The organism is Pseudomonas sp. (assembly GCF_049590575.1).
Lineage (GTDB): Bacteria > Pseudomonadota > Gammaproteobacteria > Pseudomonadales > Pseudomonadaceae > Aquipseudomonas.
In genome coordinates, this window is the sequence record NZ_JBAWDE010000327.1 from 1 (window position 1) to 24,392 (window position 24,392).

At 61.6% G+C, this 24,392-nt stretch carries 20 protein-coding genes; 15 read left to right on the top strand and 5 right to left on the bottom strand.

What is annotated here, in order from left to right; all coding sequences use genetic code 11:
• Positions 1-78: 78 nt before the first annotated feature.
• Positions 79-1,455 (bottom strand): L-serine ammonia-lyase, encoded by a 1,377-nt coding sequence (locus WBR57_RS22825; RefSeq protein WP_424086875.1) that lies wholly within the window; start codon positions 1,453-1,455, stop codon positions 79-81.
• A 32-nt stretch (positions 1,456-1,487) separates the two neighbouring features.
• On the opposite strand from WBR57_RS22825, the gene WBR57_RS22830 reads away from it, so the two are divergent.
• The 4 genes from WBR57_RS22830 (at position 1,488) to choV (ending at position 4,906) form a co-directional block, all read left to right on the top strand.
• The gene (locus WBR57_RS22830) at positions 1,488-1,673 is read left to right on the top strand and encodes a hypothetical protein (RefSeq protein ID WP_424086877.1); all 186 of its coding nucleotides are present in this window, start codon (positions 1,488-1,490) and stop codon (positions 1,671-1,673) included.
• Positions 1,674-1,868: 195 nt separating this feature from the next.
• A complete protein-coding gene (locus WBR57_RS22835) occupies positions 1,869-2,816 on the top strand; it encodes a choline ABC transporter substrate-binding protein (RefSeq protein ID WP_424086879.1) in 948 nt (315 codons plus the stop codon).
• A 69-nt stretch (positions 2,817-2,885) separates the two neighbouring features.
• A complete protein-coding gene (gene choW, locus WBR57_RS22840; RefSeq protein WP_015886271.1) occupies positions 2,886-3,731 on the top strand; it encodes a choline ABC transporter permease subunit in 846 nt (281 codons plus the stop codon).
• The gene (choV, locus tag WBR57_RS22845; protein WP_424086882.1) at positions 3,728-4,906 is read left to right on the top strand and encodes a choline ABC transporter ATP-binding protein; all 1,179 of its coding nucleotides are present in this window, start codon (positions 3,728-3,730) and stop codon (positions 4,904-4,906) included. Before choW ends, choV begins: the two co-directional genes overlap by 4 nt.
• A 72-nt stretch (positions 4,907-4,978) precedes the next feature.
• Here the strand turns inward: choV and betT are convergent, their stop codons facing one another.
• The gene (gene betT / locus WBR57_RS22850; protein ID WP_424086884.1) at positions 4,979-6,970 is read right to left on the bottom strand and encodes a choline BCCT transporter BetT; all 1,992 of its coding nucleotides are present in this window, start codon (positions 6,968-6,970) and stop codon (positions 4,979-4,981) included.
• Between the two features lie 332 nt (positions 6,971-7,302).
• On the opposite strand from betT, the gene betI reads away from it, so the two are divergent.
• The 10 genes from betI to yccS all read left to right on the top strand — a co-directional run bounded on the left by betI (position 7,303) and on the right by yccS (position 22,003).
• Positions 7,303-7,896 (top strand): transcriptional regulator BetI, encoded by a 594-nt coding sequence (betI, locus tag WBR57_RS22855; RefSeq protein WP_010207128.1) that lies wholly within the window; start codon positions 7,303-7,305, stop codon positions 7,894-7,896.
• Positions 7,897-8,006: 110 nt separating this feature from the next.
• Positions 8,007-9,479, top strand: a complete 1,473-nt coding sequence (gene betB, locus WBR57_RS22860) for a betaine-aldehyde dehydrogenase (protein WP_424086886.1) — start codon at positions 8,007-8,009, stop codon at positions 9,477-9,479.
• A gap of 144 nt (positions 9,480-9,623) precedes the next feature.
• Positions 9,624-11,327 carry a choline dehydrogenase gene (betA, locus tag WBR57_RS22865; RefSeq protein ID WP_424086888.1) on the top strand — a complete coding sequence of 568 codons (1,704 nt, stop codon included), beginning with the start codon at positions 9,624-9,626 and terminating at the stop codon, positions 11,325-11,327.
• Positions 11,328-11,523: 196 nt separating this feature from the next.
• Complete coding sequence (locus WBR57_RS22870; RefSeq protein WP_424086890.1) at positions 11,524-12,966, top strand: TldD/PmbA family protein; 1,443 nt, start codon at positions 11,524-11,526, stop codon at positions 12,964-12,966.
• Positions 12,966-14,282 (top strand): TldD/PmbA family protein, encoded by a 1,317-nt coding sequence (locus WBR57_RS22875; RefSeq protein ID WP_424086892.1) that lies wholly within the window; start codon positions 12,966-12,968, stop codon positions 14,280-14,282. Before WBR57_RS22870 ends, WBR57_RS22875 begins: the two co-directional genes overlap by 1 nt.
• A gap of 222 nt (positions 14,283-14,504) precedes the next feature.
• Positions 14,505-15,395: an alpha/beta fold hydrolase gene (locus WBR57_RS22880; protein WP_424086894.1), complete on the top strand. Its 891-nt coding sequence runs from the start codon at positions 14,505-14,507 to the stop codon at positions 15,393-15,395.
• 36 nt (positions 15,396-15,431) lie between these two features.
• A complete protein-coding gene (gene mdtD / locus WBR57_RS22885; RefSeq protein ID WP_424086896.1) occupies positions 15,432-16,859 on the top strand; it encodes a multidrug transporter subunit MdtD in 1,428 nt (475 codons plus the stop codon).
• A gap of 130 nt (positions 16,860-16,989) precedes the next feature.
• A complete protein-coding gene (gene dbpA, locus WBR57_RS22890) occupies positions 16,990-18,327 on the top strand; it encodes an ATP-dependent RNA helicase DbpA (RefSeq protein WP_231982804.1) in 1,338 nt (445 codons plus the stop codon).
• Positions 18,328-18,488: 161 nt separating this feature from the next.
• Positions 18,489-19,667, top strand: coding sequence for an NAD(P)/FAD-dependent oxidoreductase (locus WBR57_RS22895; RefSeq protein ID WP_424086898.1), 1,179 nt, complete (start codon positions 18,489-18,491; stop codon positions 19,665-19,667).
• Positions 19,668-19,819: 152 nt separating this feature from the next.
• Entirely contained in the window at positions 19,820-22,003 is a 2,184-nt protein-coding gene (yccS, locus tag WBR57_RS22900) for a YccS family putative transporter (protein ID WP_424086900.1), read from the top strand.
• A 95-nt stretch (positions 22,004-22,098) separates the two neighbouring features.
• Here yccS and WBR57_RS22905 read toward each other — a convergent pair whose 3' ends face one another.
• The gene (locus WBR57_RS22905; protein WP_424086902.1) at positions 22,099-22,836 is read right to left on the bottom strand and encodes a substrate-binding periplasmic protein; all 738 of its coding nucleotides are present in this window, start codon (positions 22,834-22,836) and stop codon (positions 22,099-22,101) included.
• Between the two features lie 200 nt (positions 22,837-23,036).
• Here WBR57_RS22905 and WBR57_RS22910 point away from each other — a divergent pair, with 200 nt between their 5' ends.
• Entirely contained in the window at positions 23,037-23,489 is a 453-nt protein-coding gene (locus tag WBR57_RS22910) for a GNAT family N-acetyltransferase (protein ID WP_424086904.1), read from the top strand.
• Positions 23,490-23,572: 83 nt separating this feature from the next.
• On the opposite strand, the gene WBR57_RS22915 is transcribed toward WBR57_RS22910, so the two are convergent.
• On the bottom strand, positions 23,573-23,869 hold the full coding sequence (locus WBR57_RS22915; RefSeq protein WP_424086906.1) for a winged helix-turn-helix domain-containing protein: 297 nt from the start codon (positions 23,867-23,869) through the stop codon (positions 23,573-23,575).
• A 19-nt stretch (positions 23,870-23,888) separates the two neighbouring features.
• Positions 23,889-24,389: a M48 family metallopeptidase gene (locus tag WBR57_RS22920; protein WP_424086908.1), complete on the bottom strand. Its 501-nt coding sequence runs from the start codon at positions 24,387-24,389 to the stop codon at positions 23,889-23,891.
• Positions 24,390-24,392: the final 3 nt, after the last annotated feature.

Genomic DNA, 24,392 nt, shown 5'->3' on the forward strand with positions numbered 1-24,392 from the left:
CGCAGGCAAGCCAGCTCCCACATTTGGAATGCTTTCCCCTGTGGGAGCTGGCTTGCCTGCGATGGCGGTATCACTGGATCAACACTCAACCGCACTCACCGCCAACCCACCTCGCGATGTCTCCTTATATTTGTCATGCATGTCCGCGCCGGTATCGCGCATGGTGCGGATCACCCGGTCCAGCGAGATAAAGTGCTGCCCGTCTCCGCGCAGGGCCATTTGCGCCGCGTTGATCGCCTTCACCGCGGCAATCGCATTGCGCTCGATGCACGGCACTTGCACCAGCCCGCCCACCGGGTCGCAGGTCAGGCCGAGGTTGTGTTCAAGGCCGATTTCGGCGGCGTTGCACAACTGCTCCGGGGTGGCGCCAAGAATCTCCGCCAGCCCCGCCGCCGCCATGGCGCAGGCCGAACCCACCTCGCCCTGGCAACCCACTTCGGCACCGGAGATGGACGCATTTTTCTTGCACAGAATCCCCACCGCCGCCGCGCTGAGCAGGTAGTCGACCACGTTGGCTTCAGTCACTTCGTCGCTGAACTTCATAAAGTAATGCAGCACCGCCGGGATGATCCCCGCCGCGCCATTGGTGGGCGCGGTGACCATGCGCCCGCCCGCTGCGTTTTCTTCATTCACCGCCAGGGCGAACAGATTGACCCACTCCATGGCGCTCAAGGTCGAGCCGATCACGTTCGGCTTGCCCAGCTCCTGCAAGCTGCGGTGCAACTTGGCGGCGCGACGGCGCACGTTGAGCCCGCCAGGCAGGATGCCTTCATGCTTGAGGCCCTGCTCCACGCAATCCTGCATGGCGCGCCAGAGCTTCATCAGGCCGCTGCGGATTTCTTCCTCGCTGCGCCAGGTCTTTTCGTTGGCCAGCATCAATTCGGCGACGCGCAGGTTGTGGGTCTTGCACAGCTGCAACAGCTCTACCGCGCTGGAAAAATCATACGGCAGCTCGGTGCGGTCCATGTCCGCCACACCGCTCTTCGCCTGGGCCTCATCCACCACAAAACCGCCACCGACCGAGTAATAGGTGTCGCGGTGCAATTCCCCCGCATCGCCATGCACCACCAGGGTCATGGCGTTGGGGTGGAACGGCAGGTTTTCGTCGAGCAGACGCATATCGCGCGCCCACACAAACGGCACCGGCAAGCGCCCGTCGAGCAGCAGCGTGTCGGTCTCGCGCAGGGTGTGGATACGCAGGCCGATTTGCGCCGGATCAATCGCGTCCGGCCACTCGCCCATCAGGCCCATGATGGTCGCCGTGTCACTGCCGTGGCCGATGCCGGTGGCCGATAAAGAGCCGTACAGCTGAACTTCAACGCGCCTGACTTGTTCCAAGAGTTCACGTTCACGCAATGCCTGGACGAACAACGCCGCGGCGCGCATGGGGCCGACGGTGTGAGAACTAGAAGGCCCGATGCCGATCTTGAACAGGTCGAAAACGCTGATAGCCATTGCCGTGAAACTCCTCGGTGAGCAGGCCAGGCATGAACAAGCTGCTACGCTCAGATCGCCCAGATGGCGGCATCATCAGGCTTTTATCTGTCATCACGACGTCTCACACCGACGTAACCATGCTCACCAACGCCGCCCTCGTGCGATCAGGCGTTTTGGCCGTTTTTAGCGGTGCAGAGGGGCAAAAACAGCCGTTTTGCCTTTGGAAAAATCTGTAAGCGACGTCACCGACACTGGATACGACCATCCCTGTACTGGATACGACGCCCCCTGTAGGCGTCAGATTTTCACTGGTACATGATCAGTCACGACTCGTTTGCAAGGCACCGTGCCGCCGCTCTGTCGCACGCTCCAACCGCAACATTTATAAAGCGCGGCGAATGCCGCCAGAAAAAACACAGGAGTCTACCCAGATGAAAGGTTCACCCTCGTTGTTGTTGGCCGCCATGCTGAGTCTGCCAGTCCTGGCACACGCTGCAGAACCGGAACAGTGCAAGACCGTCAACTTCTCCGATGTCGGCTGGACCGACATTACCGTCACTACCGCGACCACCAGCGAAGTCCTCAAGGGCCTGGGCTACAAGCCGCGCACCACGATGATTTCGGTACCAGTGACCTACAAGTCCCTGGCTGACGGCAAGAATATGGACATCTTCCTCGGCAACTGGATGCCGACCATGGAAAACGACATCAAGCAGTACCGTGATGCCGGCACCGTGGAAACCGTGCGCGCCAACCTGGAGAACGCCAAGTACACCCTGGCCGTCCCCGAGGCGCTGTATGACAAGGGCCTGAAAGACTTCGCCGATATCGCCAAATTCAAGGATGAACTGGGCGGCAAGATCTACGGCATCGAACCGGGTAACGACGGCAACCGCACCATCCAGACGCTGATCGACAAAGACGCCTTCGGCTTGAAAACCGCCGGTTTCAAAGTGGTCGAATCCAGCGAAGCCGGGATGCTCTCCCAAGTGGAGCGCGCCTCCAAACGCGGCCAGGCCATCGTGTTCCTCGGCTGGGAACCGCACCCGATGAACACCCGCTTCAAGATGAAGTACCTGACCGGGGGTGACGATTCGTTCGGCCCCAACTACGGCCAGGCCACCATCTACACCAACGTCCGCAAGGGCTACACCCAGGAATGCAGCAACGTCGGCCAACTGCTGAAAAACCTGTCGTTCACCCTGAATATGGAAAGCACCCTGATGGGTAACGTCCTGGACGACAAGATGAAGCCCGACGCCGCCGCCAAGGCCTGGCTGAAAAAGAACCCGCAAATACTCGACACCTGGCTCGCCGGTGTCACCACCGTTGATGGCAAACCCGGTCTGGAGGCCGTCAAGGAATACCTCGCCAAGTAATACCTGCTGACCCCGGGCCGGTGCGCTGGCCCGGGATGTTTTCCCCTTCGCATGTGGACATTCACTACCATGCTGACTGAACAGAAAATCCCACTAGGCCAGTACATCGCTGCCTTCGTCGAATGGTTGACCCAACACGGCGCCAACTACTTCGACGCAATCGCATCGACGCTGGAAACGATGATCCACGGCGTGACGTTCGCGCTGACCTGGTTCAATCCGCTGGCATTGATCGGTCTGATTGCGCTACTCGCTCACTTTATTCAACGCAAATGGGGCCTGACGGTGTTTGTCATCGCCTCGTTCCTGCTGATCCTCAACCTGGGGTACTGGCAGGAAACCATGGAAACCCTCGCGCAGGTGCTGTTCGCCACCCTGGTCTGCGTGGTCATCGGCGTGCCGCTGGGCATTGTTGCCGCGCACAAACCGATGTTCTACACCCTGATGCGGCCGGTGCTCGATCTGATGCAGACCGTACCGACCTTCGTCTACCTCATCCCTACCCTGACCCTCTTCGGGCTGGGTGTGGTGCCTGGTTTGATCTCCACGGTGGTGTTCGCGATTGCCGCACCGATCCGCCTGACCTACCTGGGCATCCGCGATGTACCGCAAGAGTTGATGGACGCCGGCAAGGCCTTTGGCTGCTCGCGCCGTCAGTTGCTCTCGCGCATTGAACTGCCCCACGCCATGCCGAGCATCGCCGCCGGCATTACCCAATGCATCATGCTGTCGTTGTCGATGGTGGTGATCGCGGCACTCGTAGGCGCCGACGGTCTCGGCAAGCCGGTGGTCAACGCGTTGAACACCGCTGACATCGCCCTGGGCTTCGAAGCCGGCCTGGCGATCGTATTGCTGGCCATCATGCTCGACCGCATCTGCAAACAACCCGACGCCAAAGTAGGGGGTGATGCATGAGCATTATCCGATTCGACAATGTCGACGTGATCTTCTCCAAAGACCCGCGCGAAGCACTCAAGCTGCTCGACCAGGGCATGAACCGCAACGAGATCCTGAAAAAAACCGGGCAGATTGTCGGTGTGGAAAAAGCCAGCCTGGATGTCGAGAAAGGCGAAATCTGCGTGCTGATGGGCCTCTCGGGTTCCGGCAAGTCGAGCCTGCTGCGCTGCATCAACGGCCTCAACACCGTGAGCCGAGGCCAGCTGTTCGTGGAGCATGAAGGGCGCCAGATCGACATCGCCTCGTGCACCCCGGCCGAATTGAAAATGATGCGCACCAAACGCATCGCCATGGTGTTCCAGAAGTTCGCCCTGATGCCTTGGCTGACGGTGCGCGAAAACATCAGCTTCGGCCTCGAAATGCAGGGCCGCCCGGAGAAAGACCGGCGCAAGCTGGTGGATGAAAAACTCGAGCTGGTGGGCCTGACGCAATGGCGCAACAAGAAGCCCGACGAGCTTTCCGGCGGCATGCAGCAGCGCGTCGGCCTGGCCCGCGCATTGGCGATGGACGCCGATATCCTGCTGATGGATGAACCCTTCTCCGCCCTCGACCCGCTGATCCGCCAAGGCCTGCAGGACGAACTGCTGGAGCTGCAACGCAAGCTGAGCAAGACCATCGTGTTCGTCAGTCACGACCTCGATGAAGCGCTCAAGCTGGGCAGCCGTATCGCAATCATGAAAGACGGCAAGATCATCCAGTACAGCGTGCCTGAAGAGATCGTGCTGAACCCGGCGGACGACTATGTGCGGACATTCGTCGCGCACACCAACCCGTTGAACGTGCTGTGCGGCCGCAGCCTGATGCGCACCGTGGACAACTGCACCCACGTCAACGGCTCGATCAGCCTGGACCCCGGCGGCGACTCATGGCTGGACCTGACCGAGGGCAACGTCATCAAGGGTGCACGCCAGAATGGCACGCCGTTGAACCTGCAGAACTGGGCACCGGGGCAACCGGTGGAAGGTTTGGGTCGGGTACCGACGCTGGTGGATTCGAATATCGGCATGCGCGACGCGCTGCAGATCCGTTATCACACCGGCAACAAGCTGGTGTTGCAGGACAACAACCAGGTGGTAGGGATCTTGGGGGACAGTGAGCTTTACCATGCCCTGCTGGGCAAGAACCTGGGCTAAGCCACACCGCAAAACAAATGTGGGAGGGGGCCTGCCCCTCCCACATTTAAAGCACCGCCAGGCTTTCAACCCTCAGCTATAGACACGGCCAAGGAGCTGCCGATGGCTTTCAAACTGATCGAGCACATCCCGGGTGATCTGTTCCTGGGTGAAGCCCATCAGGTCGTACTCTTGAGGCCCGTTGTGCAGGTACACCTCGGCCCGGTAATAACGTGTGCGCTCTTCCTCAGGCACGTCGCTCGGCGCCGACGAGTAAGCGTCCAGGCTCACTTCGTAGACAAACGGGTTGCCCTCCTCCATCTCGATCCGCACGCCGATGCAGCGCTTGGATTTGCCCAGCAGGGTCTGCACTTCCAGCCCCTGGTCACGCAAGGCCGTGGCGGCTTCTTCCAGCGCCGGCGTCACATGCTTGTCCATGAAGCGCTGCACGGTGCCCTGGCTCGGTTGCAGGTCCAGTGCGGTCAGGCGCTCGCTGAAACCACGGCGACCACGCTCGGCCAACTGCGCCTGCTCCTGTTCGATGGCCACGTCCTGGCGCATCGCCTTGTGCAAGCCGAACATAAAGAAAATCAACACCACCGAGAACGGCAGCCCCGCCAGCACCACCATGGTTTGCATGGCTTCGAAGTTACCCGCAAACAGCAAGCCGATGGTCACCAGGGTGATCACCGCCGACCAGAAGATCCGCAGCCAGTGCGGCGCATCTTCATCCACATTACCGCCTTTGCAGGAAAGGTTGGCCATCATCACCGCGCCGGAATCCGCCGGGGTCAGGAACAACACAAAGCCCACAAAAATCGACACACCGATGACGATTTTCGACGCCGGGTAATGCTCAAGCAGTTGGTAGATGGCCATCGACGGCTGCTCCAGCGCCGTCTTGCCCAGTTCCACCGCACCATGGTTCAGCACCAGATCCAGCGCCGAGTTACCGAAGATCGACAACCACGCCAGGGTGAAGCCCAGCGGGATCAGCAGCACCCCGGCCACCAGCTCGCGCACGGTGCGACCGCGGGAAATACGCGCGATGAACATGCCCACGAATGGCGCCCAGGAAATCCACCAGGCCCAGTAGAACAGGGTCCACAGGCCCATCCAGCGCTCGGTCTTGTCGGCGTCGCCTTCGTACACATACAGGTCGAAGGTTTTCAGGATGATGCCGTTGAGGTAGTCACCGGTGTTCTGCACCAGGCCGTTGAGCAAGTGCAGGGTCGGGCCAAACAGCAACACAAAGATCAGCAAACCGCTGAACAGCACGATGTTGAGGTTGGACAAGCGGCGGATGCCGTTCTCCACACCCGACACGGCAGCAATGGTCGCCACGGTGCTCATCACGATGATCACGATCAGCAGATTGGTGTTGCTGTGCTGCATGCCGAACAGGTTTTCCAGCCCGGACGATACCTGCATTGAGCCGATGCCGAGGTTGGTCACCAGGCCGAGCAGAGTCACGAACATGCCGAAACCGTCCACCGCGTGGCCGGCCGCACCTTTCACCCAACGCTCGCCCACCAACGGGTACAGCGCCGAACGCAGGGCCAGCGGCTGGTTATGCCGATACGCGAAGTACGCCACCGCCAGGCCGACCAGCGCATAAATCGCCCAGCCATGCAGGCCCCAGTGCAGGAAAGTCAGCTGCAGCGCCTGGCGTGCGGCGGCGCCCGTGGCCGACGCGCCTTCGGGTGGGTTGAAGTAGTGGTCCAACGGCTCCGAAGCACCGAAGTACAACAGCGAAATGCCGATGCCCGACGAGAACAGCATGCCGGCCCAGGCGCCGTAGCTGAAGTCCGGGGTGTCGTCCTTGCTGCCCAGTTTCAACTTGCCGTAGGACGAAAACGCCAGGCCGACCACAAACACTAGGTAGGCGGCGATGACCACCATGTAGTACCAGCCGAAGCTTTTCGACAGCCAGGCCTGTGCTACGCCGAGCATGCGCCCGGCCTCCTGCGGGGCGATGATCAGAATGGCAGTCAACAACAGAATCAGCGCGGTCGAGGTGTAGAACACCCAACCGTTGACCCGGACCTTTTCCGGCGGGGTCTTTATAAGAGAGGCAGAACTCATGGCGCAGATGCTCCAGGCAGTGCGAGAGAGAAACACAAGGCAACGGTTATCCCGGGACATCGATTTTTCGGCAGTCGACGGACGGGTGTTATAAAGACACCCCGAAAATTCTTGAGCCCCGCCGAAGCGGTGCCAGGCCCTGATACGGCCTGTTTCAAGGGTTTTTGCAGGTGTCAGGTGTCGCTGCCTGAACGTAGGAAATTTCTGTAAGCAGCGACGATTTGTCGCAGAGCTTATTCTTTGTTGATTGAACGTTCAATCAAAACAAAATAGACTGGCCTCCAAGTCGACGAACGTTTACGCCCGTCGGCAGGCCTAAGGAGAGGTGCTACATGCCCAAGGTCGGTATGCAACCCATACGCCGCCAGCAGTTGATCGAAGCCACGCTGACGGCCATCGATCAGGTCGGAATGGGCGATGCCAGTATTGCGCTGATCGCCCGTTTGGCCGGTGTTTCGAACGGCATCATCAGTCACTACTTTCAGGACAAGAACGGCCTGATCGCCGCGACGATGCGGTACCTGATGAATGTGCTGATCGAGAACGTGCACGAACGCCGGCTCGCGCTGAAGGACGACAGCCCACGGGCGCACCTTCGGGTGATCATCGAGGGCAACTTCGACGCCAGCCAGGTCAATGGCCCGGCAATGAAAACCTGGCTGGCCTTCTGGGCCACCAGCATGCATCACCCGTCATTGCACAGGTTGCAGCGGATCAACGATCAACGTCTGTATTCCAACCTGTGCTGCCAGTTCCGCCGAGTGCTGCCGCTGCCGCACGCACGCAAAGCAGCCAGAGGCCTGGCGGCCCTGATCGACGGTTTATGGTTGCGCGGTGCCCTGTCGGGAGACGCTTTCGACACGGAGCAGGCGCAGCGGATCGCTTACGAATACATGGATTTCCAATTGGCCAAGCAGGTGAGTTAGAGCACACATAACCGCTCAACCCCTGAACGTCTGCCACTCAGTGTTGCCACAACCCCATGGCTCACTTTTTGGCGGGTAACGCCAACCACTTATGCACTTGCGAGGACTTTATGGCCCGTTTCGAACTGCAAAAACTCTACATTGACGGCGGCTACAGCGACGCTGGCAGCGATGCCACCTTCGAAGCCATCAACCCGGCTAACGGTGAAGTTCTCGCCCAAGTGCAACGCGCTACGAAAGAAGACGTTGAACGTGCCGTGGTCAGCGCCGAAAAAGGCCAGAAAATCTGGGCCGCGATGACCGCCATGGAGCGTTCGCGCATCCTGCGTCGTGCCGTCGACATCCTGCGCGAGCGCAACGATGAGCTGGCCGCCCTGGAAACCCTGGACACCGGTAAAGCCTTCTCCGAAACCCAATACGTCGACGTCGTCACCGGCGCTGACGTGCTGGAATACTACGCAGGCCTGGTGCCGGCGATCGAAGGCGAGCAGATCCCGCTGCGCGACACGTCCTTCGTCTACACCCGCCGCGAGCCGCTGGGCGTGGTGGCCGGTATCGGCGCGTGGAACTACCCGATCCAGATCGCCCTGTGGAAATCCGCACCGGCCCTGGCGGCGGGTAACGCAATGATCTTCAAGCCAAGCGAAGTCACTTCGCTGACCACCCTGAAACTGGCCGAGATCTACACCGAAGCCGGCGTACCGGCTGGCGTGTTCAACGTGTTGACCGGCAGCGGCCGTGAAGTCGGCACCTGGCTGACCGAGCACCCGCGCATCGAGAAAGTCTCGTTCACCGGCGGCACCGACACCGGCAAGAAGGTCATGGCCAGCGCTTCCAGCTCTTCGCTCAAAGAAGTGACCATGGAACTGGGCGGCAAGTCCCCGCTGATCGTTTTCGAAGACGCCGACCTGGATCGCGCCGCCGACATCGCGATGATGGCCAACTTCTACAGCTCCGGTCAGGTCTGCACCAACGGCACGCGCGTGTTCGTACCCAAGCACCTGCAAGCGGCCTTCGAAGCCAAGATCGTTGAGCGTGTTGCGCGCATCCGCGTTGGCGACCCGCAAGACGAAAACACCAACTTCGGCCCGCTGGTCAGCTTCGCCCACATGGAAAGCGTGCTCGGCTACATCGCCAAAGGTAAAGAGCAAGGCGCCCGCGTACTGTGCGGCGGCGAGCGCCTGACCGATGGCGACTTCGCCAAAGGTGCCTACGTGGCCCCGACCGTGTTCACTGACTGCAGCGACGACATGACCATCGTCCGTGAAGAAATCTTCGGCCCAGTGATGAGCATCCTCACGTACGAGACCGAAGAAGAAGTGATCCGCCGCGCCAACGACACCGACTTCGGCCTCGCAGCCGGCCTGGTGACCAAGGACCTGAACCGCGCCCACCGCGTGATTCATCAGCTGGAAGCGGGTATCTGCTGGATCAATGCCTGGGGCGAGTCCGACGCAAAAATGCCGGTCGGCGGCTACAAGCAATCCGGTGTAGGCCGTGAGAACGGCATCAGCTCGCTGAATAACTTCACCCGCATCAAATCGGTACAGGTTGAGCTGGGCGACTACGCCTCGGTGTTCTGACACCCCAGGCCTTGCATTGCCTGTGAGGCCGCTATCGGGGGCAAGCCCCCTCCCACCGTTTGAATTGTGAATACCTTCAAATGTGGGAGGGGGCTCGCCCCCGATGAGGCCCGACCTGACCACACTTCAAAGAGGGTGCATCCAATGTCCCAAGAATACGATTACATCATTGTGGGTGCCGGCTCCGCCGGTAACACCCTGGCGACCCGTCTGACTGAAGACGAAGGCGTCACCGTCCTGCTGCTGGAGGCCGGTGGCCCGGACTACCGCCTCGACTTCCGTACCCAAATGCCGGCCGCCCTGGCATTCCCGCTGCAAGGCCGTCGCTACAACTGGGCCTACGAAACCGATCCAGAGCCCCACATGGACGGTCGCCGGATGGAATGCGGTCGCGGCAAAGGCCTCGGCGGTTCCTCCCTGATCAACGGCATGTGCTACATCCGCGGCAACGCCATGGACTACGACAACTGGTCGAAGCTGCCAGGCCTTGAAAACTGGAGCTACCTCGACTGCCTGCCGTATTTCCGTAAAGCCGAAACCCGCGACATCGGCCCCAACGACTACCACGGTGGCGACGGCCCGGTCAGCGTGACCACGCCAAAAGCCGGCAATAACCCGCTGTTCCACGCCATGGTCGAAGCCGGCGTGCAGGCCGGCTACCCGCGTACCGAAGACTTGAACGGCTACCAGCAAGAAGGCTTCGGCCCGATGGACCGTACCGTCACCAAAAATGGCCGTCGCGCCAGCACCGCCCGCGGTTACCTGGACACGGCGAAAAAGCGTTCGACCCTGACCATCGTCACCCACGCCCTGACCGACAAAGTCTTGTTCGAAGGCAAACGTGCGGTCGGCGTGCGTTACCTGATCGGCGCCGCCGAAGAACGCGTTGAAGCCCGTGCGCGCAAAGAAGTGCTGGTGTGCAGCGGCGCAATCGCTTCGCCGCAACTGCTGCAACGTTCCGGTGTGGGCCCGGCCAAACTGCTGGAAAGCCTCGACATCCCGGTGGTCCACGACCTGCCTGGCGTCGGCGAAAACCTGCAGGACCACCTTGAGCTGTACCTGCAATACGCCTGCACCCAACCGGTCTCGCTGTACCCGTCGCTGCTCTGGTACAACCAGCCGGCCATTGGTGCCGAGTGGCTGTTCAACGGCACCGGTATCGGCGCCAGCAACCAGTTCGAAGCCGGTGGTTTTATCCGTTCGCGTCCGGAATTCGAGTGGCCGAACATCCAGTACCACTTCCTGCCCGTCGCGATTAACTACAACGGCAGCAACGGTGTGAAAGAGCACGGTTTCCAGGCGCACATGGGTTCCATGCGTTCGCCTAGCCGTGGCCGCGTGCAACTGAAGTCGAAGAACCCACGGGACTACCCGAGCATCCTCTTCAACTACATGGCCACCGAGCAGGACTGGCAGGAATTCCGCGACGGCATCCGCCTGACCCGTGAAATCATGCAGCAGCCGGCGCTGGATCAATACCGTGGCCGTGAAATCAGCCCAGGCATTGAAGTGCAAACCGATGAGCAGCTCGACAAGTTCATCCGCGAGCACGCCGAAACTGCGTTCCACCCGTCCTGCTCGTGCAAGATGGGCACCGACGAGATGGCCGTCGTCGATGGCGAAGGCCGCGTGCATGGCATGCAGGGTCTGCGTGTGGTCGATGCGTCGATCATGCCGATCATTACCACCGGCAACCTGAACGCGCCGACGATCATGATCGCCGAGAAAATCGCCGACAAGATCCGTGGCCGTCAGCCGCTGCCGCGCAGCACTGCGGATTACTACGTGGCAGGCGACGCGCCGGTGCGTGGCAAACCGATGCGTGAAGTGGGCCCGACCGCGCAGTAACTGATACACCGCGGCGCTTCTATCGGGGGCAAGCCCCCTCCCACACTTGATCAGGTGCACAGGGTCAAAATGTGGGAGGGGGCTTGCCCCCGATAGGGCCCGACCAGACGCTGCAAAACCTCTTTCCTTGATCAGCTCCCAGCCCAGGCCTACTCTGTTTGCCTGCCCGCGCCGAGCCGCCCACAAGGAAGGCCCCATGTTCGACTACCACGCCACCCTCAAAAAACACTTCAGTGCCCTGCGCACCCGTGCCGATTTCTTCTCCCTGCGCTACGTGCGCGAGTCAGGCCAGTACCTCTCAGTGCGCAAAAACGTCGCCGAGCCGCCACACCTGAACCACGACGAGGGCGCCATGCTCACCGTGCGTCTCAACGGCGTGGAAGCCTACGCCGCGACCAACGACCTGTCCCTTTCCGGCCTGCAAGCCGCCCTTGAGCGCGCCGAACAGCAAGCCCGACGGATCTTGCCCCACGCCCTGCTCGACCTGCGCGCCCAACACGTCTCCAGTGACGTCGCCGACTACCTGTCGCCAGACCTGGAGCAAGCCTTTCCGTCCCTGAGCGATTGCTACCAACTGCTCGGCGCCGAGTCCGCCGCCGTGCCCCAGGACGAACGCCTGGTGAACTGGGAAGTCAGCCTGGGCCTGACCCACGTCGAGCAGATCTACCTCAACAGCGCCGGCGCCGAACTGCGCCAGGCCCAGCGTTTTGTCTTCCCCGGCGTCAACGTCACCGCCTACGACGGCAACGACAGCCAGTCGCGCACCCTCGGCGGCAGCAACTTCGGCCAGCAAGGCGGCGTTGAGGTGATCAACCGCTTCGGCCTGGTCGGCGCCGCGCCGCGTATCGCCGACGAAGCCCTGCAATTGTTGCTGGCGCCAAACACGCCCCAGGGCCCGCGCGACCTGCTGCTGATGCCCGACCAGATGATCCTGCAAATCCACGAGTCGATCGGCCACCCGCTGGAACTCGACCGCATCCTTGGCGACGAACGCAATTACGCCGGCACCAGCTTCGTCAAGGCCGAGGACTTCGGCCACCTGCAATATGGCTCCAAGCTGCTCAACGTGACGTTCGACCCGGACATCCCCGAACAGCTCGCCAGCTACAGCCATGACGACGACGGCACCGCCGCCAGCAAGCAATTCCTGATCCGCGAAGGGTTGCTGCTCAAACCATTGGGCGGTGCGCTGTCGCAATTCCGCGCCGGCATGAGCGGCGTCGCCAACAGCCGCGCCAGCAGCTGGAACCGCCCGCCGATCGACCGCATGGCCAACCTGAATATCGAAGCCGGCGACAAGAGCCTGGCGCAGCTGATCGGTGGTATCGAAAACGGCATCTTGATGTCGACCAACCGCTCGTGGTCGATTGATGACGCGCGCAATAAATTCCAGTTCGGCTGCGAATGGGGCCAGTTGATTGAAAACGGCGAGCTCAAGGGCGTGGTGAAGAACCCCAACTACCGGGCGATTTCCGCGCAGTTCTGGCGCAACCTCAGCGCCGTGGGCGACGCCAGTACCTTCAAGGTGTTGGGCACGCCGAACTGCGGCAAAGGCGAACCCAACCAGGTGATCCGCGTCGGCCATGCATCGCCGGCTTGTGTCTTCAGCAACGTTGACGTATTTGGGGGAGATGCCTGATGAACACTTTCAAGGCATTGGTGGAGTGGCTCAAACAGGCCATCACCGACAAGGAACAATTTCAGCTGGGCTATGCCGCCGAATCGTCCGAGTTCGTGCGCTTCAACTACGCCAAGGTACGCCAGGCCGGCCAGGTGCAGCAGGCCAGCCTCACCCTCAAGCTGATCAACGATGGCCGCCACGCCGACCTCGGCATCACCCTCGCCGGCGAGCCCGAGCTGGACCGCCAGCGCCTCGCCGACGGCCTGCAGCAACTGCGCGAAACCCTGCCGCTGTTGCCGCATGACCCGTACCTTTTGCTCAACCACGCCGCCTGGCAAAGCCAGAACGAACAGGCCCACCCGCTGCCGGACCTGGCCCAGGTGCTGGAAGAAATCAGCCACGCGGCAGACGGCGTCGACCTGGTCGGCTTCTACGCTGCGGGCCCGATCAGCCGTGGTTTTGCCAGCTCTAATGGCGCGTTCGGCTGGCACCAGGCCAATAGCTTCAACTTCGACTTCAGCCTGTTCCACGCCAATGGCGAGGCGGTCAAAGCCAGCTACGCCGGCAACGCCTGGAACAGCGCCGAGTTCGCCCGCCGCTTCCAGCTGGCCCGCGAGCAATTGGAATTCCTTGGCCGCCCGTTGCACACGCTGGCGCCCGGGCAATACCGCGCCTACCTGGCGCCGGCCGCGCTGGAAGAGATCATCAGCATCATCACCTGGGGTGGGTTTTCCGCCCAGGCCATCGCCAGCAAAGGCAGTTCGTTGCAGCGGCTGTATGCTGGCGAGCAACACCTCAGCCCGATGGTGACGGTCAGCGAACAGATCACTGGCTCCCTGAGCCAGGCGTTCTCCAGCGAAGGCTACCCGCGCAGCGATGTCAGGTTGATCAATGCGGGCAAGGCCGACGGCCAACTGGTGAATTCGCGCAGCGCCGCCGAATACGGCCTGAGCGCCAACGGCGCCAGCGGCGACGAATCCCCCAGCGCCCTGCAAGTGGCGGCAGGCGAACTGGCCCAGGCCGACATCCTCAAGCAACTGGGCACCGGGCTGTACATCAGCAACCTGTGGTACCTGAACTACTCCGACCTGCCGGCCGCACGCCTGACCGGCATGACGCGCTTCGCCACGTTCTGGGTGGAAGACGGCGAAATCAAGGCGCCGGTCAGCACCATGCGTTTTGATGACAGCGTCTACAGCCTGCTGGGTTCGCAGTTGGAAGCGCTGACTGCCGATCGGGAACTGCTGCTGTCGGCCAGCACTTACGGGCAGCGCAACACGGCCTCCAACCTGCTGCCAGGCGCCTTGGTAAAACGCCTGACGCTGACCTTGTAAACCCAGCAAATCCCCTGTGGGAGCAAGCCAGCTCCCACACTTTCTTGTGTCATTTCATACATCTCGTATTGCTCCGTCCTACCGCAAAATCCCGTCTCGCGCCTCTCCTCGTGCAGCCTGTTGTCGCCCGCAGAAAACCTCGTTATAACGGTTAGTGGCATACCGCCACCCCTCCCACGAGAGCATGACCTTGCCCGGGAATGGGCAAGCTGGAGCGTTGACATGAACCATGGAAGTTTTGTCATTGAAAAGCTGTTCAAGCACTACAACGTTCATGTTGAACAGCTAGGAAACGATTCGGACAAGAAGACCATCCTGATGGTCAACGGCGCGCTGTCGACCACGCGCTCTTTCGCCCGCACCAGCAAATGCCTGGCCGAGCATTTCAATGTGCTGCTGTTCGACTTGCCGTTCTCTGGCTACTCGCGCGAACACAACACCGACCTCGACCTGGTCACCAAGGACGACGAGGTGCAGATCCTGCGGGCGCTGGTCGAGCGCTTCCAGGTCAACCACCTGGTGTCGGCCTCCTGGGGCGGCATCTCGACGTTGCTGACCCTGGCGCATAACCCGCCGTCCATCGAAAGCTCGGTGGTGATGGCCCTGGCGCCCAACCTCAACCAGGCGATGCTCGATTACGTGGAGCGCGTGCGCGTGCTGATCGAGGCCGATGACAAGTCTGCCGTCGGGCATTTGCTCAACGATACGGTGGGCAAATACCTGTCGCCGCGCCTCAAGCGCAACAACCATCGCCACCTGTCGAGCATGGCCACCACCGAGTACCGTCAGGCGCGTTTTCATATCCATCAGGTACTGGCCCTGGGCGATGGCAATTACCTGCCGGCGCTGACCCGGATTGAAACGCCGGTGCATTTCCTCAATGGCGCATTGGATGAGTACACGCCTGCTGCCGAGGCCCAACAGTTCAGGAACTATGTCGGCCGCAGCAGCTTTGCCGTCGCCGAACACACCGGCCATTTGCTCGACCTGGAGTCGCGCGAGGCGGCCCTGGCGGTGCACCGTGCGCTGTTGGATTTCCTGGTGGGAGACCACGCGACATTGTCGGAATTAGACGAACAGCCTGTGGGAAAAGGGGCGACGAATGGCGCATAATCGGCGACACATAGCCTGCTAACAAAAAGGTCTCCCATGCCAGAACGCGCCCCTCTCGATGCCAAGACCGCCCGCTGGCTCCCCTGGGTGGTCGCGATTGCCTTCTTCATGCAATCGCTGGATGGGACGATTCTCAACACAGCACTGCCGGCCATGGCCCGGGATCTGGCGGAAAACCCACTGCGCATGCAAGGGGTAGTGATCGCCTACATGCTCACCGTCGCCTTGCTGATCCCGGCGTCGGGCTGGGTCGCCGACCGCTTCGGCACCAAGAAAATCTTTTTCGGCGCGATCATGCTGTTCAGCATCGGTTCGCTGCTGTGCGCGCTGTCCAGCAGCTTGACCATGCTGGTCGGCGCACGGGTCATCCAGGGCTTGGGCGGCGCATTGATGCTGCCGGTCGGGCGGCTGGTGGTGCTGCGCGCTTACCCGCGCTCGGAGCTGGTCCGCATCATGGGTTTCATCACCATCCCCGGGCTGCTCGGCCCACTGCTCGGCCCGACCATGGGCGGCTGGATGGTGCAATACCTGACCTGGCACTGGATTTTCTTGATCAACCTGCCCGTGGGCATGATCGGTTGCTACGCCGTGTGGAAACTCATCCCCGACCTGCGTGGCAGCGAGCGCACGCGTTTTGATGGCGTAGGGTTTGTGCTGTTTGGCGCGGCGATGGTGCTGATCACCATCGCCATGGAGGGCCTGGGCGAACTGCACCTGCCGCACCTGCGGGTGATGTTGCTGCTGTTCGGCGGGTTGGCGTGCCTGGCGGCGTACTGGCTGCGCGCCGGGCATATCGACAATCCGCTGTTTTCGCCGGTGCTGTTCAAGACCCGCACCTTTGCCGTGGGCATCCTCGGCAACCTGTTCGCGCGCCTGGGCAGCGGCGCCCTGCCGTTCCTGGTGCCGCTGCTGTTGCAGGTGGCGCTGGGGTATTCGCCGTCGGAGGCGGGCATGAGCATGCTGCCGCTGGCGGCGGCGGCGATGTTTGCCAAGTCCATCGCGCGGCCATTGATCGAGCGCCTGGGTTACCGCATCGTGCTGACCGGCAACACCCTGGCGCTGGGCATTATGCTGGCGAGCATGGGCCTGGTCAGCGAGCACACGCCCTACCCACTGTTGCTGGCCATGCTGGCGGTGCTGGGGGCGATCAACTCGCTGCAATTTACCGCGATGAACACCGTGACCCTGATCGACCTCGACGACGCCCAGGCCAGCAGCGGCAACAGTTTGCTCTCGGTGGTTGCGCAACTGTCCCTGAGCCTGGGCGTGGCCTGCGCCGGCGCGCTGCTGGGCGGGTTTACCGCCGACGCGGGCAACGACGGGGTCGACAGCGTGCTCGGCGCCTTCCAGCTGACCTTCCTCACCGTGGGCATCATGGCGATGCTGGCGGCGGCGATTTTCCTGCAATTGTCGCCAAAAGACGGCAAACGCGTGGTCAGCCGTGAGCACGATATCGAGCATTAACGGGCGTCTCGTCTAGAACTTGCGGGGAAATTCCCATGAGGCTGCTACACTGCGCGACATTTTGTTTTGCAGAGCCAGTCCCGTGACTACCATCGCCACCGCTTTTAATACTTTGCCCCTGTCCGCCGCCATGCTGGCTAACCTCGACTCGCTGGGTTATGTCGAGATGACGCAGATCCAGGCGCAAAGCTTGCCGGTGATCCTCAAGGGGCTGGACCTGATTGCCCAGGCCAAGACCGGCAGCGGCAAGACCGCCGCCTTCGGCATCGGCCTGTTGAACCCGATCAACCCGCGCTACTTCGGCTGCCAGGCACTGGTGATGTGCCCGACGCGTGAGCTGGCCGACCAGGTCGCCAAGGAAATCCGCCGTCTGGCCCGCGCCGAAGACAACATCAAAGTGCTGACCCTGTGCGGCGGCGTGTCCCTCGGCCCACAGATCGCTTCGCTTGAACACGGCGCCCACGTGATCGTCGGCACTCCAGGCCGCATCCAGCAGCACCTGCGCAAGGGCTCGCTGGTGCTGGACGGTTTGAACACATTGATCCTCGATGAGGCCGACCGCATGCTCGACATGGGTTTCTACGACGCCATCGAAGACATCATCAGCAAGACCCCGCCGCGCCGCCAGACCCTGCTGTTCTCGGCCACCTACCCGGTGAGCATCAAGCAGCTGGCCTCGAAATTCATGCGCGCGCCGCAGCAGGTCAAGGCCGAAGCCTTCCACTCCGACGACCAGATCGAGCAGCGTTTCTACGAGATCTCGCCGGAAGAGCGCATGGACGCCGTGACCAAGGTGCTGGCGCATTTCCGCCCGGCGTCCTGCGTGGCGTTCTGCTTTACCAAGCAGCAAGTGCAGGAAACCGTGGATCACCTGACGTCCAAGGGCATCTCTGCCGTCGGCCTGCATGGCGACCTGGAACAGCGCGACCGTGACCAGGTACTGGCGATGTTCGCCAACCGCAGCACCTCGGTGCTGGTGGCCACCGACGTGGCTGCACGTGGCCTGGACATTGACTCGCTGGACATGGTGATCAACGTCGAACTGGCCCGCGACTCGGAAATCCACATCCACCGCGTAGGCCGTACCGGCCGCGCCGGTGAGACCGGGATCGCCATCAGCCTGGTGGCACCGTCCGAAGCGCACCGCGCCCAGGCCATCGAGCAGTTGCAGAAGTCGCCGTTGAACTGGGACCAACTGGACAACCTCAAGCCGCAAAGCGGCGGCCCGCTGCTGCCGGTGATGAGCACCCTGTGCATCGCCGCCGGCCGTAAAGACAAGGTGCGCCCAGGCGACATCCTGGGTGCATTGACCGGTGACGCCGGGATTCCGGGCGCCCAGGTCGGCAAGATCGCGATATTCGACTTCCAGGCTTTCGTGGCTGTGGAGCGCGGGATCGCCAAGCAGGCGTTGCAGCGCTTGAACGACGGCAAGATCAAAGGCCGCTCGTTGCGCGTGCGCATCCTGTAACACGATCTCCGACTTGATGGAGATCCAATGTGGGAGGGGGCTTGCCCCCGATGACGGTGTATCAGTTGATATCTTTCTGGCTGACACACCGCAATCGGGGGCAAGCCCCCTCCCACCGTTTTAACTGCATTTCAGATCAATATTTTTGTGAGGACATCGCTGTGCGCTCGACCGAAGTTGTGATCATTGGCGCCGGCGCCGCAGGCTTGATGTGTGCGCTGACCGCCGCCGGGCGCGGGCGCAAAGTGATGCTGATCGACCACGCGAACAAGGCCGGCAAAAAGATCCTGATGTCCGGCGGTGGCCGCTGCAACTTCACCAATATGTACACCGAGCCGGCCAACTTCCTTTCGCACAATGCGCACTTCTGCAAATCCGCCCTGGCGCGCTATACCCAGTGGGATTTCATCGGGCTGGTGGCCAAGCACGGCGTGCCGTACCACGAGAAGAAGCTCGGCCAACTGTTCTGCGACAACAAGTCCAGTGACATTCTCGGCATGCTGCTCGACGAGTGCATCCAGACCGGCGTAAGCCTGCACCTGGACACCTCCATCGAGGAAATCGCCAAGCTCGACGACGGCTATCAGTTGCAGACCACCCTGGGCGAACTGCGCTGCGAATCCCTGGTGATCGCCACGGGCGGCCTGTCGATTCCGACCCTGGGCGCCACCGGTTTTGGTTACCAGGTGGCCAGGCAGTTCGGCCATGAACTGCTGCCGACCCGCGCCGGGCTGGTGCCGTTCACCATCACCGACCAGCTCAAGGAGCTGTGTGGCGAGTTGTCGGGCACCTCGGTGGATTGCCTGGTCAGCTGCAACGACCAGAGCTTTCGCGAGAACATGCTGTTTACCCACCGTGGCCTCAGCGGCCCGGCGATTCTGCAGATTTCCTCGTACTGGGCGCCGGGCGACACGGTCGAGATCAACTTGCTGCCCGACCACGACGCCCATGCCTGGCTGCAACAGCAACAGGTCGAGCGTCCCAACAGCGAGTTGAAAACCCTGCTGGGTGAAATCTTCACCAAGAAGATGGCCAACCTGCTGGCGGAAACCTGGTTCGTGTCCAAGCCGATGAAGCAGTACACCCACGCCGAAATCGCCGACATCGCGCAAAAGCTGGCGAGCTGGCAACTGGTGCCCGCGGGCACTGAAGGCTATCGCACGGCTGAGGTGACGCTGGGTGGGGTGGACACGCGGGAAGTGTCGTCCAAGACCATGGAATCGCTGAAAAGCCCTGGCTTGTACTTTATCGGCGAAGTGCTGGATGTGACCGGTCACTTGGGCGGTTTCAACTTCCAGTGGGCCTGGGCATCGGGCTACGCGGCAGCGCAATACGCCTGACACCGCTCAAACCTTGAAATGCAAGCCAGCTCCCACATTGGTTTTGTGGAGTGCCTGCAAGTTATTTTGCGCAATTGATGTGATCGCCACGCTTGCCGTGGCGTCCTTGATAGCTCAATTTAGCGGCATCGTCCCGGAAGACTCCAGACTTCATGTCATCGACCTCGTTCAAGCAGTCCATGCGGCGCCTGTGGGCACTGGATAAATTCAGTTACAGCGTACGGGTATTCATCGCCCTCACCGGCAGCATGGCGCTGTGCTGGTATCAGGATGAAATGACCCTGCTGATCCCGTTGTTCCTGGGGATTATCGCCAGCGCCCTGGCCGAGACCGATGACAGTTGGCAAGGCCGTCTCAATGCCCTGGCGGTGACGCTGGTGTGTTTCAGCATCGCCGCGCTGTCGGTGGAGCTGCTGTTCCCCTACCCGTGGATTTTCGCGATTGCCCTGGCGCTGGCCAGTTTCTGCCTGACCATGCTCGGCGCACTGGGCGAACGCTACGGCGCGATTGCCTCGGCGACGCTGATTCTGTCGGTCTACACCATGATCGGCGTGGACCAGCGCGGCGGCGCGGTCTCCGACTTCTGGCACGAGCCGCTGCTGCTGGTGGCCGGCGCCGCCTGGTATGGCGTGCTCTCGGTGCTGTGGCAGGCGCTGTTTTCCAACCAGCCGGTGCAGCAGAGCCTGGCGCGGCTGTTCCGCGAATTGGGGCGTTACCTCAAGCTCAAGTCGTCATTGTTCGAACCAATCCGCCAGCTGGACGTGGAAGCACGCCGCCTGGAACTCGCCCAGCAGAACGGCCGGGTGGTGGCGGCGCTGAATGCGGCGAAGGAAATCATCCTGCACCGCGTGGGCAACGGCCGGCCAGGCTCGAAGGTCAGCCGCTACCTGAAGCTGTACTTCCTCGCCCAGGACATCCACGAACGCGCCAGCTCTTCCCATTATCCCTACAACGCGCTGGCCGACGCGTTCTTCCACAGTGACGTGCTGTTCCGCTGCCAGCGCCTGCTGCGCCAACAGGGCAAGGCCTGCCAGGCCCTGGGCGAGTCGATCCAGCTGCGCCAGCCGTTCATTTATGACGACAGCTTTGCCGAGGCGCTGGGCGACTTGAATGCGTCGCTGGAACACCTGCGCATCCAGAGCAACCCGGCCTGGCGCGGCCTGCTGCGCTCGTTGCGCGCCCTGGCGGCGAACCTGTCGACCCTCGACCGCCTGTTGGGCGACGCGAGCAACCCCGACGCCCTGGCCGACGCCACCGACAGCAACCTGCTCGACCGCGCGCCGCGCAATCTCAAAGAAATGTGGACGCGCCTGCGCACCCAGCTCACGCCAACCTCGCTGCTGTTCCGCCACGCCCTTCGCCTGGCCCTGGCGCTGACCATCGGCTACGGCACCCTGCACGCCATTCATGCGTCCCAGGGCTACTGGATCATCCTCACCACACTGTTTGTGTGCCAGCCGAACTACGGCGCCACGCGGCGCAAACTCGGCCAGCGGATTATCGGCACGGCGATTGGCCTGACGGTGGCCTGGGCGTTGTTCGACCTGTTCCCCAGCCCACTGGTGCAATCGATGTTCGCCATCGCCGCAGGCCTGGTGTTCTTTATCAACCGCACCACGCGCTACACCCTGGCGACGGCGGCGATCACCTTGATGGTGCTGTTCTGCTTCAACCAGGTCGGCGACGGCTACGGGCTGTTCCTGCCACGCCTGTTCGACACCTTGCTCGGCAGCCTGATCGCCGGCCTGGCGGTGTTCCTGTTCCTGCCGGATTGGCAAGGCCGCCGCCTGAATAAAGTGCTGGCCAACACCCTGACCTGCAACAGCATCTACCTGCGCCAAATCATGCAGCAATACGCCGCCGGCAAGAGCGACGACCTGGCCTACCGCCTGGCCCGGCGCAATGCGCACAACGCCGACGCAGCCCTGTCCACCACCTTGGCGAACATGCTGATGGAGCCGGGCCACTTCCGAAAGGAAGCCGATGTGGGCTTCCGCTTCCTGGTGCTGTCCCACACCTTGCTCAGCTATTTGTCAGGCCTGGGTGCGCACCGCGAAACCCAGCTGCCGGCCGAAGTACGTGAACATCTGATCGACGGCGCCGGTAATACGCTGGCCGCGAGCATTGATGAAATCGCCACGGGGCTGGCCAATAAACAGCCAGTGGCGATCCAGAGCGACGCCGAGGAAGCCTTGGCCGCGGACCTGGAGCAGATGCCCGACGAAATTGATGAAGGGCAGCGGTTGGTGCAGACCCAGCTGGCGTTGATTTGCCGGCAGTTGGGGCCGTTGCGCACCTTGGCGGCGCACCTGATCAAGGACACCCGCGCGGCTTAGATTGCTATCGGGGGCAAGCCCCCTCCCACATTTTGACTGTGTTCACACATCAAACTGTGGGAGGGGGCTTGCCCCCGATGGGGCCCTGAAGCGCACTACATGCCATGGGCTTTCATCAGCCGCGCATAACTCCCATCCGCCTTCATTTTGGCAATTTCCCGGTCAAACCCCGCAACGATCTGCTCATGCTGCGGGTTCTTCAGGCTGACCAGAATATGCAGGCTGTTTTCGCTCAGCGGCTTGGGCAGGAACTCCACCGCGCTGCGCACCCGCACTGATTCGCGGGACAGGTAATAGCGCGCCACATATTCGTCCTCCACCGTCAGCCGCACCCGCTGCGCCGCGAGCATGCGCACCGCCATCGCAAAATTATGCACAGGGATTTTCTGCAATTGCGCGTCCTGGTCGAACGCCGTCGAATACGCGTACCCACGCACTACCGCGATCGGGTAGTCGTGCAATTGCTCAAGGTTCTGGAATTCAATCGGGTCGTCGCGGCGCTTGATGAAACGCACGCGGTTGAGCAGGTACTCACCGGAAAACTGGCCGAGCTGCGTACGGGCTTCGTCATACCAGGCATTCACCAGCACGTCGTAACGGCCATCGCCCACGCCCATCAGCGCCCGGGCCCAGGGCACCTGCTCGAAATCACTGGCGTAGCCGGCACGGGCCAGGGCCGTGCTGACAATGTCGGTAGCCAACCCGCCGTTGATCAAGGTGGAATCGGTAAAGGGTGGCCAGGCATCCGCTACCAGGCGCAGACGCTGTGCGAATGCTGGCTGGGCCAGCAACAACACTCCAATCAAAGCAACGGCACGAGAGAATCGCGGCATGCTCATAGTCCTTGGCAGGCAGGCGGTGGCCTTAGCTCAGGGAATACCTGAGGGTGTAACAGTAGCTCAGATTACACAAAGAAACGGGCAGCGAACGCACTCAATGATGGCAAATTGACTTCACTCACAAAAATAGTTGATTTAGACAGCATTGCCCACCGCGCTTACTATCGGCACAGACATTCAAGCGAGAACACACCATGACAGTTGATTGGGTCTGCAAACATCACGATGACTTGGGCAAAGAACAGCTCTACGCCATTTTGCGCCTGCGCAACGAGGTCTTTGTTGTCGAGCAGAAATGCGTCTATCAGGACCTCGACGGGCAAGACCTCTCCGGCGACACCCATCACCTGATGGCCTGGCAAGGCAATGAACTGGCGGCCTACCTGCGCCTGTTGGACCCGGAATCCCAGGGCGGTGACGTGGTAATCGGCCGGGTGATCGTCGCGCCAGTGGCGCGCGGCACGGGCTTGGGCCATCGAATGATGGAAGAGACACTCAAGCGAATCGCCGACATCTGGCCCGAGACGCCGATTTTTCTGTCAGCCCAGGCGCATCTGCAGGGGTATTACGGGCGGTATGGGTTTGTGGTGGCGGGTGAGGAATACCTTGAGGATGACATTCCGCATATCGGTATGCGGCGCGCCTGATGGACCCATCGGGGGCAAGCCCCCTCCCACACTCTGCGGGAGGGGGCTTGCCCGGATAGCGTCAGCCCACTCACCACAAGCCTTCAGGGATAACCCAACACCCGCTTGATCGACAGCAGATTCGCCTCGATCCAGCCTCGATCAATCGCGCCCCAATCCCGAATCCGATAGTGCCCGGCATGATTCCGGGCGCCGTCTTGCTGCTCGAACTCACACAGGATATCCAGGTCGGCCAGTGCCGCAATCGTGTCCTGTGCCGTACGCCGGGGCATGCCGGTGGCGTCGGTCAGCGCCGGCACGCTGCTGGCCTGCCCGCTGTCGATCAGGTAAGCCACATACAGGCGGCGGTAGAAGCTGCTCTTAGTTTTGCTCACATCCATGGTCGGTCGCCTTGTGCGCTCAGGGCTTGCCCTGCAGGTCGCGATACGTAAGGTAAACCCGCAGGTCGAATTCCACCTGATTGTAGCCGGGCATCATGTATTCGCAGAGTTTATAGAACGCCTTGTTGTGGTCTGATTCCTTGAAGTGTGCCAGTTCGTGGACCACGATCATGCGCAGAAACTCCGGCGCGGCCTCCTTGAACAGCGCAGCAATACGAATCTCTTTCTTCGATTTGAGATTGCCGCCCTGCACCCGGGAAATCGTGGTGTGCAGGCCCAGGGCGCGGTGGGTCAGGTCTAGTCGGTTATCGAACAGCACTTTGTCGATGGCCGGCGCGTTGCGCAGGTGTTCCTGTTTCAAGGCCAGGGCGTAGGCATACAGGGCCTTGTCGCTCTGCACGGCATGACGTTCGGGGTAACGCTGCTCCAGGTAGCTGCCCAACTGGTCCTTGGCGATCAGTTGGCGCACTTGCTCCTGAAGCGCTGCGGGGTAGGCCTGGAGGTATTTCAGCGCGGTCATGGG